The organism is Rouxiella silvae, assembly GCF_002093625.1.
Lineage (GTDB): Bacteria > Pseudomonadota > Gammaproteobacteria > Enterobacterales > Enterobacteriaceae > Rouxiella > Rouxiella silvae.
Genome location: NZ_MRWD01000049.1, coordinates 1 through 14,666, shown reverse-complemented (window position 1 = coordinate 14,666; position 14,666 = coordinate 1). Strand labels below are relative to the sequence as shown.

The 14,666-nt window shown below is 53.7% G+C and carries 11 protein-coding genes and 1 tRNA gene; 5 read left to right on the top strand and 7 right to left on the bottom strand.

The window, feature by feature from the left end:
* Positions 1 to 11: 11 nt before the first annotated feature.
* The 4 genes from BS639_RS18240 to BS639_RS18225 form a co-directional block, all read right to left on the bottom strand.
* Positions 12 to 731: a GntR family transcriptional regulator gene (locus tag BS639_RS18240; RefSeq protein WP_055775687.1), complete on the bottom strand. Its 720-nt coding sequence runs from the start codon at positions 729 to 731 to the stop codon at positions 12 to 14.
* Positions 732 to 751: 20 nt separating this feature from the next.
* On the bottom strand, positions 752 to 4,381 hold the full coding sequence (gene uca / locus BS639_RS18235; RefSeq protein ID WP_084983941.1) for an urea carboxylase: 3,630 nt from the start codon (positions 4,379 to 4,381) through the stop codon (positions 752 to 754).
* 12 nt (positions 4,382 to 4,393) lie between these two features.
* Positions 4,394 to 6,238 carry an allophanate hydrolase gene (gene atzF / locus BS639_RS18230; protein WP_084983939.1) on the bottom strand — a complete coding sequence of 615 codons (1,845 nt, stop codon included), beginning with the start codon at positions 6,236 to 6,238 and terminating at the stop codon, positions 4,394 to 4,396.
* A 157-nt stretch (positions 6,239 to 6,395) separates the two neighbouring features.
* A complete protein-coding gene (locus tag BS639_RS18225) occupies positions 6,396 to 6,986 on the bottom strand; it encodes an HD domain-containing protein (RefSeq protein WP_084983937.1) in 591 nt (196 codons plus the stop codon).
* A gap of 129 nt (positions 6,987 to 7,115) precedes the next feature.
* Here BS639_RS18225 and BS639_RS18220 point away from each other — a divergent pair, with 129 nt between their 5' ends.
* The 4 genes from BS639_RS18220 to BS639_RS18205 all read left to right on the top strand — a co-directional run bounded on the left by BS639_RS18220 (position 7,116) and on the right by BS639_RS18205 (position 10,207).
* Entirely contained in the window at positions 7,116 to 7,580 is a 465-nt protein-coding gene (locus BS639_RS18220) for a MarR family winged helix-turn-helix transcriptional regulator (protein ID WP_084983936.1), read from the top strand.
* Positions 7,581 to 7,730: 150 nt separating this feature from the next.
* The gene (locus tag BS639_RS18215) at positions 7,731 to 8,156 is read left to right on the top strand and encodes an organic hydroperoxide resistance protein (protein WP_055775700.1); all 426 of its coding nucleotides are present in this window, start codon (positions 7,731 to 7,733) and stop codon (positions 8,154 to 8,156) included.
* Between the two features lie 176 nt (positions 8,157 to 8,332).
* Positions 8,333 to 10,018, top strand: a complete 1,686-nt coding sequence (eptB, locus tag BS639_RS18210) for a kdo(2)-lipid A phosphoethanolamine 7''-transferase (RefSeq protein ID WP_084983934.1) — start codon at positions 8,333 to 8,335, stop codon at positions 10,016 to 10,018.
* Positions 10,019 to 10,130: 112 nt separating this feature from the next.
* Positions 10,131 to 10,207 (top strand) — tRNA-Pro (locus tag BS639_RS18205).
* Between the two features lie 105 nt (positions 10,208 to 10,312).
* Here BS639_RS18205 and BS639_RS18200 read toward each other — a convergent pair.
* Positions 10,313 to 10,738 (bottom strand): VOC family protein, encoded by a 426-nt coding sequence (locus BS639_RS18200; RefSeq protein ID WP_055775705.1) that lies wholly within the window; start codon positions 10,736 to 10,738, stop codon positions 10,313 to 10,315.
* A 118-nt stretch (positions 10,739 to 10,856) separates the two neighbouring features.
* Between BS639_RS18200 and BS639_RS18195 the strand changes: the two genes are divergently transcribed.
* Positions 10,857 to 11,753 carry a LysR family transcriptional regulator gene (locus BS639_RS18195; protein WP_084983933.1) on the top strand — a complete coding sequence of 299 codons (897 nt, stop codon included), beginning with the start codon at positions 10,857 to 10,859 and terminating at the stop codon, positions 11,751 to 11,753.
* Positions 11,754 to 11,856: 103 nt separating this feature from the next.
* Here the strand turns inward: BS639_RS18195 and BS639_RS18190 are convergent, their stop codons facing one another.
* Positions 11,857 to 13,392 (bottom strand): FAD-dependent oxidoreductase, encoded by a 1,536-nt coding sequence (locus BS639_RS18190; RefSeq protein WP_084983931.1) that lies wholly within the window; start codon positions 13,390 to 13,392, stop codon positions 11,857 to 11,859.
* 196 nt (positions 13,393 to 13,588) lie between these two features.
* A complete protein-coding gene (locus tag BS639_RS18185; protein WP_055775717.1) occupies positions 13,589 to 14,410 on the bottom strand; it encodes an alpha/beta fold hydrolase in 822 nt (273 codons plus the stop codon).
* Positions 14,411 to 14,666: the final 256 nt, after the last annotated feature.

The following is a 14,666-nucleotide window of genomic DNA, read 5'->3' as shown; positions in this document are numbered from 1 at the left end:
TTTTAAAAAAGTCAAAATGACGGGCTGTCCGCCTCATTTTCTGGTCTCGCCTGATGCAGCATATGCAGAGTAATTTTGCGCACCTCGGCTTTACTGACGGCAATATGGTCCTGTAGTTGGCGTTGGGCCTCCTGGGTTTGGCGCTGCGTGATGGCGAGCAAAATGCTCGCGTGTTCGTTATAGGTCGCGTTAACGCGCGCGTCCTTGGTAAAGTCCAGCCGGCGGATGATGCGGATCTTTTCGGTCAGGTCGCGATGGATTTTTGCCATCTCGGCGTTGCCCGCAGCCGCCACCAGCGTCATATGAAACTCTTCGTCAAAGCGGGAAACGGTTTGGCCGTCCTCCAGCCTCGGCTCGTCTATCCAGAACTGTTTGAGTACCCACAGCGCGTCGGGCGTTTCTGCCACAGCGCAGAGGCGTTTTACCGCCTCAAGCTCCAGCACGATACGCAGGTCGTACAGCTGCTCGAAATACTCAAAATCAAAGGGTCGAACCTGCCAGCCGCTGCGGAAAAACACTTCCACGTAGCCTTCGCGCTCAAGCCAAAACAGCGCCTGTCGCACCGGCGTTCGGCTGACCGCCATGCGCTCGGCCACCTCGTTTTCACTGAACCTGTCACCGGGCAGCAGACGAAAACAGAAAATGTCGTCCTTCAGCTGAAGATAAATCCGTTCGGCCAGGCCCTCGGGCCGGGTTTTACTGCGTCCATTACGTGCGCCGGTAAGCTGCATAACTGTTCCTTTTGCCCTTATTACTCAGTCTCAATCCAAAGCAGTGCATCGCCAGGCCCAACGGGACGGCCCTGCTGACAGCCAATTTTGAGCACCTTGCCCGCGCAAGGGGCATTCACCGACAGCTCCATCTTCATGGCTTCTACCACGACAAGCGGCTGACCTTCCTCAACGTACTGGCCCGGTTCGACCAGAATTTTCCAGATGTTGCCGTTGAGATCCGCGCTCACCAACTGACCCGGCTGATGGGTAAAGTCTTCAATCGGCTGTAGGATATTAACGGCGGCATCAACGGCGGCACTCTCTTGCGCCTGCCAGTGGGCAACTTCATTGATAAACGCGGATTGCTGTCTGTCGCGGAAATCGGCGATATCTTGCGCATTGTCGGCCAGAAATTGGGTATATTCGGCGAAATCAAACTCCGTGTGCTCAATGCGCACCTGCGCACGGCCTTCACGGAAGGCGTCGCGCTGCGCGTCCAGCTCAGCCTCAGTGACCTGATAGAAACGCACCTGGTCAAAGAAGTGCAGCAGCCACGGTTCTCCTTGCGTAAACTGCTCGTTCTTAAGGAATTTATTCCAGATTGGCAGCGTGCGGCCCACCAACTGATAGCCGCCCGGCGAATCCATGCCATAGATGCACATATACATGCCGCCAATACCTACGGTGCCTTCGGCGGTGTAGGTACGTGCCGGATTGTATTTGGAGCTTAAAAGGCGGTGGCGCGGGTCAAGCGGTACGGCACAAGGCGCGCCGAGATAGACATCCCCCAGACCGAGGATCAGATAGCTGGCGTTGAAGAGGATATCTTTGACTTCTTCACGGGTCGCCAACCCATTGGTACGCTGGATGAAATCGACATTATTCGGCAGCCACGGCGCGTCGGCGCGTACGGTTTGCTGATAACGTTCGACCGCGCCCAGCGTGGCGGTATCTTCAAAGGCCATCGGCATGTGCACGATGCGGGTCGGGATTGTTAACTGGCTGACGTCGGCCAGTTGCTGCTCGAGGGTGAGCAAGTGTTGTAACAATGCCGACTGATGAATCACGCGGCTGTCGTAGCGCACCTGCAGCGAACGCACACCCGGTGAAAGCTCTTCAATACCTGCCTGACGGGCTTCGCGAATAGCCTTCATCAGCAGATAAAGACGCAGGCGCAGCGCCAAATCCAGCACGTTATCGCCGTATTCAATCAGCACATAGCCGTCACCGGCCTGACGATAAACCACGCTTGGACGTTGCTCGGTAGACGGCAGTTCGGCCAAAATGGTGGCCGAGGCGGTGGTGGTCGGCAGCAGAGACGGCACCTGCATCTCCATCGCTTCAATCGGCATTAAGGAATCGATGGTCCCCTGCTGTGCCATCTCCAGCGCCTGCGCTTGTTCAAAGCTGATAGGGTGGAAGCGAATGCGGTCGCCCGGCTTCACCTGTCCCACTTTCCACAGCTCGGCTTTGGCGATAGTTACCGGGCAAACGAAGCCGCCGAGGCTCGGTCCGTCACGGGTCAAGATAACCGGGAAATCGCCAGTAAAGTTGATCGCGCCGATGGCGTATTCACAGTCGTGAACGTTGGACGGATGCAGCCCGGCTTCGCCGCCGTCGAGACGCGCCCACTGCGGTTTAGGACCGGTGAGACGCACGCCGAGGCGGTTGGAGTTGTAATGCACCTGCCATTGTGCGGCAAAGAAGGCGTCTATGGACTCTTTAGTGAAGAAATCCGGTGCGCCGTGCGGGCCGTAAAGTACGCCAATGTTCCACGCGTCACCGTAGGCAGGAACAATGTGCGCGGCGGCGGCCTGCGGTAAATCAACCGGCGGCGGCGTGGTGCAGGCCGGCAGTTCAGGCTGTGAAACGGTAAGCATATCGGCGACGCGTAAAGTACGACCGGCGTGGCCACCAAACTGGCCGAGTGCGAAGGTCGAGCGGCTGCCTAAATAGACTGGCACGTCGAACCCGTTGCGCACGGCGAGATAAGTACGGCAGCCAGCGGTTGCACGACCCAGTGTCAGAACCTGTCCGGCTTTCACGGTAACTGGCTGCCAGTAGGCAATCTCGTTGCCGTCCAAATCGGCTGGGCAGGCTGCACCGGTCAGTGCAATGATGGCATCGCAGTGAAAGCGCAGCGTCGGACCCTGCAGCGTAAACTCCAAACCGGCGGCATCGAGGTGATTACCCACGATGCGATTGGCCAGGCGGAAAGCAAAATCGTCCATCGGACCTGAAGGCGGTACGCCAATGTCCCAGTAGCCGAGGCGGCCGGGATAATCCTGAATGCTGCTATACGTGCCGGGAGAGAGCACTTCAACGGCCTGCGGTGCGTACTCGAAGCTGTCGAGCATGCGGGTCCACATTTCACCCTGATGGAACAGCGGTGTCGCCACCACCTGACGCAGATAGTCGATATTGCTGGCGATGCCGTGCAAACGCGTGGCGGCCAGCGCCTGCGACATTTTTTCCAACGCCTGTTCGCGGTTATCGCCGTACACAATCAGTTTGGCAATCATCGGGTCATAAAACGCCGAGACTTCACTGCCGGTAGAGACCCAGCCATCAACGCGCACGTCCTGCGGGAAGAAGACTTCGGTCAGCACGCCCGGACTTGGCTGGAAGTTTTTAAGCGGGTCTTCGGCATAAATACGTACTTCAATGGAGGCACCTTTTGGCGCCTGCTTCATGCGCGGCCAGTCGAGCGGCTGGTCTGCGGCGACCCGCAGCATGCATTCGATCAGGTCTAGACCGGTGACCATTTCAGTTACCGGGTGCTCGACTTGCAGGCGGGTGTTCACTTCGAGAAAGTAAAATTCGTCGCGCGCGGCATCGTAAATAAATTCAACGGTACCGGCGCTGCGGTAGTTAACCGACTCACCGAGTTTGACCGCGGCCCGGTGCAGCGCTTCGCGGGTGGCCTGCGGCAAATTCGGCGCGGGTGTTTCTTCGACGACTTTCTGGTTACGGCGCTGTAACGAACAGTCACGCTCGCCCAAAGCCACCACGTTGCCTTTGCCATCGCCAAAAATCTGCACTTCGACGTGACGGGCGCGGTCAACGAAGCGCTCAAGAAACACGCCCGCGTCGCGGAAAAACTGTTCGCCGAGACGTTTTACGCTGTCCCAGGCGCTGCGCAGAGCGGCTTCGTCATCGCAGCGCGTTAAGCCAATTCCGCCGCCACCTGCGGTGCTTTTAAGCATGATCGGATAGCCGATACACACAGCGGCGGCGGCGGCGTCGTCAATACTGTCGAGCAACGCGGTGCCCGGCGTCATCGGCACATCAGCTTCTGCCGCCAATTCACGGGCGCGGTGCTTGAGGCCAAATTCACGAATTTGCTCGGCGGTCGGGCCAATAAAGGCAATTCCCGCAGCCTCACAGGCGTCGGCAAATTCGGCGCTTTCGGATAAAAATCCGTAGCCCGGATAAATTGCCTGTGCGCCGGTCTCTTTGGCGGCGGCCAAAATTTTGTCGATCAGTAGATAGCTTTCACCGGCTTTTTCACCCCCGAGCGCCACGGCAATATCGGCATCGGTGACGTGCGGCGCATTGCGGTCTGTGTCGGAATAAACCGCCACGCTGGTCACGCCGAGGCGTTTAAGGGTGCGAATGGCGCGGCAGGCAATTTCACCGCGGTTAGCTATCAGGACGGTATTGAACATGTGCGTGGCTCCTCAGGCGTTTTTCGCGGCGGTTGATTTCAAATGTTCGACGTAGCTTCTCCAGCCGCCGAACGCGGTCACGTCGGTGGCGCTGGCAACCGCCCAAGGCTCGCAGATAAAGCCTTTTACGCTGCGCCCGTCGGCCAGTTGCAGCGTGCCGATGCCCAACGGAGCAGGGATTTCGGCCACGAACTCACCGAAGCGCGCCAGTGGAATGTCCCACAGTTCAACAATGATGCTGCTGCCGCCCTCTGCTTTCACCAGACCCGGCTTAGGGGGTTGGGTGTTGGCGAGGGCATAGAGTTTGTAGTCGTTGGCGGTGCGAGTTTGTTCGACGCGCACGGCGTTACGGGTGGTGAGCTGGAAGTTAAGCGGCATGCCGGTCAGGTGTGCGCCAACGACCGCGACGCGAACGTGGTCGACGCTGACCGCGATCGGTCCTGTCATGGCGCTGTCGGCGTTGAGCGATTTTCCGGTAGCGCCCAGCGGTAAAGAGAGACTGCGCTGCCACTGGCGGCCAAATGCGGCCAATGCGCCGTCGTGCCAGGCGGGGGCAATCAGGGTAATGCCCGCGGGCAGGCCGTCTTCGCGAATGCTGGCGGGCAGCGCCAGCGCACTCAGGTCGGCAAGGTTGGTGAAGTTGGTGTAGGTACCAAACTGTGAGTTGAACAACACCGGCTCCTGTTCCATCTCTTTCAGAGTTCGGATGGTCGGCGAGGTTGGCACCACCAGCGCGTCAAACCCTTCTAACGCCAGATTAATTTTGCGCGACAGTTCAGCGCGCAGATATTCGGCTTTCCAGGCGTCGACGGCGGAGTAATTCAGCCCATTCGCGACGATACCGCGCACTACCGGGTCCATCACGTCAGGCGTTTCTTCAAATATTTTGCCTACCGCCACGGTGCGCTCTGCCACCCAGGCGCCGTAGTAAAGCTGCTCGGCCAAAGCTTTAAACGGCGTGAAGTCGATTTTTACCAGGCTGACGCCGTTACTCACCAGCTTATCCAGCGCCTGATTGAAGGCTTTTTCAGACTCAACGCCGCCAAAAAATTCCAGCGTGTCAGGTATCGCAAAGCGCGGTTGCCCGGACATGGCGGCGGGAGCGGTATGAGGATTTGCACGCGAATAGGCGTCCTGCGGGTCATATCCACCGGCCAGTGACGCAACCAGATAGGCATCGGCCACCGTGAGGGCAAAAATAGACACCGCATCGTTTAGGCGGCAGGCGGGCACCACGCCGCGGTTAGACAGCCAGCCTTTGGTGGGCTTGAGTCCAACGATATTATTGAAACCGGCGGGCACGCGGCCAGATCCGGCGGTGTCGGTGCCGAGTGAGAAGGCCACCAGTCCGCGCGCCAGTACTGAGGCAGAGCCCGAGCTTGAGCCACCGCTAACATAATCAGGATTAAAGGTATTTTTTACCGCACCGTGAGGGGAGCGTGTGCCGACCAGACCGGTCGCAAACTGGTCGAGGTTAGTTTTACCGACCACGACCGCGCCTTTGGCCTTGAGATTAGCCACCACGGCAGCATCTTCTTTCGCGACATACTCGAAAGCGGGGCAGGCGGCGGTGGTTGGCCAACCGGCAACGTCGATATTGTCTTTTACCGCAAAAGGGATGCCAAACAGCGGCAATGCGGCCATTGACCCACCCGCCTGCTCACGCAGATTTTCAAGCTGAGCAATCTGCTCTTCGAGCTGTGCGGGCGTTGCGCGGTATAGCCAGGCGTTGTCGGCGGCGCTAAGGCTGCTGAGTACAATGCCCAACGAGCTGCGAAGGCTTCCCGGTGCGCTTTGATAATGGTGCTGCCAGTCACGTAACTGAAAGCCGGTATAAGGGGTTGATACAGATGCCATGAGTTGAATTCCATCTAGTACACAAGATTGAATTCATCTAAGCAAGCGCTGTGCCAATTATTATGGTATTGATTTATATTGTTTTATTTGCAACCTCGATTCGAGTCGTCGCCAAGGTGCACCACCATTACGGAGCAATTGTACAAAATAGGGGCAATTAGTCCCCCGCCAGATACATCTGTTCTGTTCCGTGAAACCAGCTGCCAGGCACGTTGTAAGGCGGTTGGTGCAGGCGCTGCAGGCTGTCGTTGATGATATATTCTGCCTGCTGCCACAGGGTGGCGTCGCCCTCTTTGAGCACCGCCAGCAGCAGTCGTTTCTCGACCAGGTAAGTTTTGGCAAAATCGGGGTCGTGGGTCACCAGCGAGCGTAAATTGTCGATAAGGTCAGCAAGTTTGATGGTTTTCGCCGAGGCACAGGCCTTGGCGGTGTGTTGACGATCGAGGTTTTTTCTTTGGATTCGGTTACCCTGCACATTTCCGCTTACGTTGGTCAGCATCGCCACCAACTCGGCCACTTCATTGCCAAAATGGCGGGCAATGTCATCGAGGGTGCTTTGAGTGTCTTCCACCGTATCGTGCAGCCAGGCAGCCGCCAGCATCACTTGCGTATGCGGCACGCTGGCCACAATATTCGCCACCGCTTCAGGATGAACAATGTAGGGGTCATTGGTGTATTTACGCCGCTGATTGATACTGGCATGGGCTTTACTGGCATAACGTCTGGCTTTGTCGACTAAGCTGGTCATGAGCGTTCCCCGAAAATTGTGCTTTTTGATGTTATAGCACGAGCTGGGTAAAAACGGCCAATTGTAAATGTGCTTGCTATAATATCGTGCGCTATTTATATTGTTTGCATGAACAAAGAGATGGTTTCTATGAACGATAAAAATGGCAGTCGCGACGCGACATCGCAAATGCTGCATCTTGATCAGCAAATGTGCTTTGCGCTGTATTCCGCCAATCTGGCATTAAATAAAGTTTATCGTAAGCTGCTTAGCCAGTTGGAACTGACTTATCCGCAGTATCTGGTGATGTTAGTGCTGTGGCAGCAGGACGAAGTGATGGTGTCCGAGATTGGCGAAAAGCTGTTTCTCGATTCCGCGACGCTGACGCCGTTGCTTAAACGTCTCGAGAGTGCTGATTTACTGGTTCGTCGTCGTGCGCAGGCCGATGAGCGTCAGGTGATTATTACGCTTACCGACGCCGGACGTGCGCTACAGCAGAAGGCTGTGGGTATTCCAGAATCTATTGGCTGCGCCGCCGAATGTACTATGGAAGATGCAACGGCGCTCAAACTTCAACTGGAGACCCTGAGAGGGAATCTACAGAAGAACGTCTGAGCAGCGGGTAAAGATTTTAGCATTACATGAGGTGCAAAATTCTGCACCTTTGCTACACGAAAAAACATCGCGCGCGATTAAGTAGTGTTTATAGTTGATCGAATAACCGACCCTAATTAATTAACTCTGAAAGCCAAAAAGGAACAGATTATGTCTATCGAAAAAGTTGTTTACCGCGCTCATGCAACAGCAACCGGCGGTCGTGACGGTCGTGCTACTTCATCAGACGGCGTCCTTGACGTTAAGCTGGGCCTGCCAAAAGAGATGGGCGGTGCAGGCGGAGAAGTAAGCAACCCTGAACAACTGTTTGCTGCGGGTTACTCCGCTTGTTTCCTTGGTGCCCTCAAGCACGTGGCCTCGCTGGAAAAAGTACGCATTCCTGCCGAAGCGAAAATTGAAGGTGCCGTCGGTATCGGTGCAATCCCGGGTGGATTTGGTATCGAAGTTCAGCTCGACATTACCCTGCCGGGTATCGAGCGTGCCGTTGCTGAAGACTTGGTTGCCAAAGCACACCAGGTTTGTCCGTACTCTAACGCCACGCGTGGCAACATCGACGTGACGTTGAACGTTAAGTAATAGCCAGGCGAACTGTTTTATTTGAATCAGCGGGAGGCCAATGGCCTCCCGCTTTTCTTTTTAAGGTTTTTTAAGGGTTTTTAAAATTTTCGTTGGCAGATTATGTAAACCATTTCTTATTTTACATGTCACAATGATTCCAAATATTTCAAAAGTGATCTGGGAAAAAACCCTACATGAATAGAGTGAAGACTCTATCGCAGCAAAAAATCTGTTTATTGTTAGCGATTTATATCGGAATTTTTTTAAACCTGTCAGTTTTCATTCGCCGCTTTTCCCCTCTCGCCGAATCATTGCTGACCTCACAATGGGTGGCCGCCGCGGTTGAGGTGATGACAACGGTATTATTCACCTTCTTTATATTGCGTATTTTCTCTTTTGGCGGCAGGATTTTCTTCCGCATCGTCGCCAGCCTGATAGTCCTCATCTCCGTTGCCGCCAGCTATTACATGACCTATTTCAACGTGGTGATCGGCTACGGCATTATCGCCTCGGTAATGACTACGGACATTGATCTCAGTAAAGAGGTTATCGGGGTCAAGTTCGCACTGTGGATGGTGCTGATAAGCGCTTTGCCGCTGTGGCTGATTGCCTATAACGGTATGCGCAGTACGCTGCTTGAACAGATGAAAACACCGGGACAGCGCATAAAACCGCTGCTGGTGCTGATTATTGCCGGTCTGCTGGTTTGGTTGCCGATACGTCTTATGGACGAAGAGCAAAAAGACAATGAGCGGTTGAACAATGTAGATATGCCGAGCTATGGCGGCGTGGTCGCCCACTCCTATCTGCCGTCTAACTGGCTGGCCGCGCTAGGTTTATTTGCCTATACACAGGTCGATGAAAGTCGTGGTGCCGATGATTTCTTCGATCCGGCCAAAGCTTTCAGCTATCAGGCACCTGCGGATATTGACGATACCTATGTGGTGTTTATTATCGGGGAGACCACCCGCTGGGACCATATGGGACTGCTCGGCTATAGCCGTGATACCACGCCGCTGATGGCGAAGGAAAAAAACCTCGTCGCCTTCAAAGGCACGTCATGCGATACCGCAACCAAGCTTTCGCTGCGCTGTATGTTTGTTCGCGAAGGGGGAGCAGAAAACAACGCCCAGCGAACGCTGAAAGAGCAGAACATTTTTTCGGTAATGCGCTCTCTGGGCTTCAGCTCCGAGCTGTTTGCGATGCAGAGTGAAGTCTGGTTCTATAACAATGCCAACACTAATAACTACTCCTTCCGTGAGCTGATTGCTTCTGAAAAGCGTAACGATGGTAAGACGGTGGACGACATGCTGCTGGTGGGCGAGTTGCAGGACTCACTCCAGCGCTATCCCAAAGGCAAGCATTTGGTGGTGTTGCACACCAAGGGATCGCACTATCTTTATTCGCAGCGTTATCCGCGCAGCTTTGCGCGCTTTACTCCCGAGTGTATGGGCGTAGATGAGTCGTGCAGCGAGGCTCAACTGGTGAATGCTTTTGATAATAGCGTGCTCTATACCGACGCCTTTATCACGCAGGTTATCGACCAAGTGCGGGATAAAAAGGCGCTGGTGTTTTATGCCGCTGACCACGGCGAGTCGATAGGCGAAAACTCGCATTTGCACGGCACTCCGCGTGAAATGGCGCCACCGGAGCAGTTCCGGGTGCCGATGATCGTTTGGGCGTCGGACTCATTCCTCACTCAGCCTGAACATCAGCAGGCCTTCGAGCGACTGCGTGCCCAACAGGGCAGCGACAAACCGCATCGTCACGTGGAGTTGTTTGACACTATTTTAGGCTGTCTCGGTTATCAGTCGGCCAACGGCGGTATTAATCAGGCGAATAATTGGTGTGCCGACCCTGCGGTAGAAAAGGCACTTTAGCGGTTTAAATCACCGTTTTAGCCGAGGTTCGTGTGTTTTATAAGCAGTCGGTGACTTGGGTGAAAAAAGGGATTGACGCTTAGAACCAGCGGCAGTAAGATGCGGCCCAATTCGGCGAGTAGCGCAGCTTGGTAGCGCAACTGGTTTGGGACCAGTGGGTCGGAGGTTCGAATCCTCTCTCGCCGACCACATTTAGAAAAACCCGCAGGCTTTTGGCTCGCGGGTTTTTTGCTTTTTGGTCGCCCAGTAAAACTTGGCGGCGAACGTTCTCCCCGCCTTGCCTATCGCCAGAAATCACTTGGCAAACAGCTGACTCATGTCTTTGAACGCCTTGAATTCCAACGCATTGCCGCACGGGTCCAGCAGGAACATGGTTGCCTGTTCGCCGACTTGGCCTTTAAAGCGGATGTAAGGTTCAATCACGAACTTGGTGTCGAACGATTTCAAACGCTCTGCCAGCGCCTCCCACTCTTCCCAGCTTAGTACGATACCAAAATGCGGCACCGGCACGTCATGGCCGTCAACGGGGTTGGTGTGTGCAGACTCCTGCGTCACAGTCTTTGGATGCTCGTGGATAACCAACTGATGGCCATAAAAGTCGAAATCGACCCACTGGTCGCTTGAGCGTCCTTCCGAAAGCCCAAAGGTTTCACCGTAAAATGCACGGCAGGTGGCGAGATTATAAACGGGGATGGCAAGGTGGAACGGGCTGAGGGCCATAGGTTGTCCTGTAGATGTTAGGGTTAGTTGAATTTCTCCATTCTTATCGATAATATTTTTAATTAAAAACAAATATTATTACTGTGATTCATCAAAAAAACAGATGAGTGGGGCGGCGATGCTACGTGAGTTGAAAACTTTTATCGCGGTAACGCAGGACGGCACCTTTGCCGCGGCCGGTCAGCGTATTGGACTGACTCAGTCGGCGGTCAGTGCACAAATCCGCGGGCTTGAGGACCATCTCGGCATGCCGCTTTTTGACCGAACAGGGCGCGCAGCGGTGCTCAATGCCGCTGGCAGTCGAATCTTACCGATGGCAGAACAGATCTTGGATATTTTCGCCAACATGTCTCAGCCCGAAAGCCTGAATGACTTTCGTGGTGTGATTAAAATCGGGGCCATCTCGACGTTTCAAACCGGCATGCTGCCCAAAGTATTGCTCCGATTGCATCAAAACGCCCCCGCGTTGGAAACGAAACTGGTGCCGGGTGTGTCGTTTCATTTGTTAACGCAGGTCGATGCCGGAAATATTGACCTAGCGATCGTTATCAAACCCGGCTTTCCACTGCCGAAAGATTTGCACAGTGAAACACTGTTAAACGAACCCTTCGTATTGATTGTGCCAAAAAATCTTGACGGCGAAGACCCGTTAACCCTGCTGCGAGAAAACCCTTTTATAAGATACGACCGCACTTCTTTCGGCGGTCGCATGGTGAGCCATTTCCTGCGTCGCCACCGGCTAGAGCCAAAAGTGGTGCTGGAAATTGATGAAATAGACGCGATTGTTAAAATGGTTGAATGCGGATTAGGGGTTGCCTTGGTCCCGCTGGCGGGATTATGGCTAGAACGTCAGGCTAGTGTGCGGGTTATCCCCTTGGCAGAGATGGTATTTAATCGCGAGCTAGTATTAGTTATGCGCCACGCCAACAGACAGTCTCCGCTGCATATTCTTATCGGACGATGCCTGCACGACGTGGTTCAAGATAGCCTTGCCCTCGTTAAGTCAGAGGGGTAGCCGTGCTAAAAATCCCCTTATCCACGTTAAGTCAGAGGGGTAGCCATGCTAAGAAAATCCCCTCCCCCACGTGTGGGGGAGGGTTAGGGTGGGGGAGCATCGATCACCCTTCTTTAGTTTCATTCACCAGTCTTCTAGCCTGCTTGAGAGACATATCATGCTGCATCTCAAGCAACAACCTGCCGGTAGTCCGTTCACGACCCGTCGCTACCACGCCGACTAGATGGTTTTTTAGACCAAACAACGCCACAAAGTCCTGTTCTTCAAGTGAGCCGATAATGTCTACGTTGTCCCATTTGTCGGGATGTCCCAAGTGCTCGTAGCGCGTACCAAAATGTTGGGTCCAGAAGAACGGAACACGGTCAAACGCCTCTCGCTCACCGAGCATATTTCTCGCAGCAGTCCGACCCTGCTGCTGGGCGACGCGCCAGTGTTCAATGCGCGTTGGTTTGCCGTCCATCGGGAAGCTGGCAATATCTCCAACGGCGTAGATGTCCTCTGCCGCCTGAAGATATTGATCCACCTTGAGACTTCCGTCTTCGTTCATCGGCAGGTTGTGCACGAAAGAGGTCACCGGCTGAACGCCGGTTGCCAGCAGGACTACGTCCGTTTTCACCTCTGACCCGTCTTTCAATTGAACGGACTCAACGCGACGATCCCCCTTAAAGCCTGTGACTTCAGCATCAATAAATTCAACGCCGTTGTGCTCGTGCAGCGCGCGGAAATACTGAGCAATTTTCTCACCAAACTGCGCCTCAAAGGGGAGGGGATGAGGTGCTATCACTTTGATGGCAATATCGCGTTTGCGCAGCGCTGCTGCCATTTCCATGCCGATAAAACTGTTGCCGATAATGACCAGCTGTTTGAGTTGGTCAACGGCGCAGAGCAGAGTTTTTTCCTGCTGCACATTACGTAATACGTGAATGCCGCTCAGCTCGCCGCCCGGCAGGTCTGGGCGCACCGGTGAACCGCCGGTAGCAATGAGCAATTTTTTGAATGAGACCTGCTGTTGGTTAGCGAGACGAAGTTTTTTCTGTCTGCTGTCAATATGAGTCACGGTACTGACGATCCGCTGCACATTTTTTCTGGCAAAGGCGCTCTCTTCAAGCAGTGGCGGCACGTCGCCGACTTCCATGCTGCCGTCCGGCACAAATTTCGTCAGCGCGGTACGGTCATAAGGCGCAGATTTTTCCCGATCGATGACCACGATTCTGCCGTGAAATCCGCTCTCTTCAAGCGCGCTGAGTGCCGCACTGCCCGCGGCTCCTGAGCCGATAATAACCATTTGCTCGGCTTCGTCTCCTGCGTCCAACTGGGTGTGCTGGCTCGCATTTTCAGGGTCAACCATCACTGTACCCCGCTCAACCTTGGCGGCATATTGCTTCAGTCCGGCGAGCGCCGGTGGCTGGTCCAGGCTGCCGTCATGCAGGTTAAATACGGCCTTATGCCAAGGGCAAACAAGCTTGCCTTCGCAGACCGCACCTTCTGCCAAGGGCGCACCTGCATGCGGGCAGTTCGCCTGATACGCATGCACGCTGTCGCCCTGACGAATAAGCATAATTTGGGTACCAGCTATTTCTATTTGCTTCGGCTGGTCCGTTTCGAGTTCCGAGAGTTTGACCGTTTTTTTAAAAGTCACGACATGCTCCTTTCTTTTGTGCGTGGTTGTTTATTCAACAAAGACCCTACAAAAAGCAGGACTCTGTTAAGCCTAGCAGCCATAGATTCGTGTGCCACGAGAGGAGTGAGGATTAGGATGATTCGGAACGGGGTGAAAATAAAAAGGGGAGCCAAACGGCTCCCAACTGGGGTTTACAGCTTTAAAACGGGGTCAGTTAAGCGGCAAAATGATTACTTAAGATCCCATAGAGGTGTTGAGAGGCAGAACGGTTTTCCATATCGAGGAAATGCCCTGCCTGAGGCACAGTGGCAAACTCACAATTTTCAATGTGGTTGGCAATGTGTCTGATATCTTCAGCTGTTGTGTATTCGTCTAAGTCGCCGTTAATGAAAACCAAGGGGGTTTTTATTGAATGGAAGATATCAATGTAATCTTCTTCTTTCAGTCGGCTGATTTGATCAATGTGGAAACTGGCTTGGCGGTAGGTGTCTTGGTCAAGGCTGCTGATGTGATGATGATTGGCGCGCTTGAGTATCGACGGTAGGAATTTACCGACCTCGTTGTTAAGCAAGGTGGCCACTTCATCGTTTTTACCTTCATCAAGCAGCTGTTTGGCACGTTGAATGTAAGTTTCCATTGCCGGCGTGACGCGGGTGGAAAATGAAGTCACGATAGCTTTAGTCACGGAGGCCGGTTGGGATGCCAGTGCCATTAACGTCGCTAAACCGCCCCAAGATACCGACAACAGATACTCTGGTTTATAGATGTCTATTAGCTGCTTGAGGATTTCAACTTCTTCGGCTTTAGGAATAGGCCGCGTCAACGTATTGTGTTCTCGCGATCCGCCGATAAAAGGTAAATCAAAGAGAATGATATTCACTTTATCCTTAAGGTTGCGTACACAGTTGCGAAAAGCCAACGTGGTAGACAGCGCACCGTTAACGCAGATAACAGTTTCTTTTGCATCAGGATAAATATACTTCTCAATGTACACGCGCCAGTCACCGACGTGCACTACTTCTGATTCTGGTTTCATAAACCCCCTCCTCTGTTAAGTCAATACCGTCAATGCAACGGCCAATAAAGTTTCCCTGAATATAGGTTTCTCAAATGAGGTTAATATGAATTTTAAAATATTATTTATGACAATAATAATTACGCAGCGTCACTTTTAAGCAAAGCCAATAACACCGCTTGACCTTGTGGCGCACTGAGCATTCCCTAAAGGCCTTATAAATTATAATGTTATAGTTGCGCCAAGGGCGCGATTCGACATTTGGTATTATTATAGG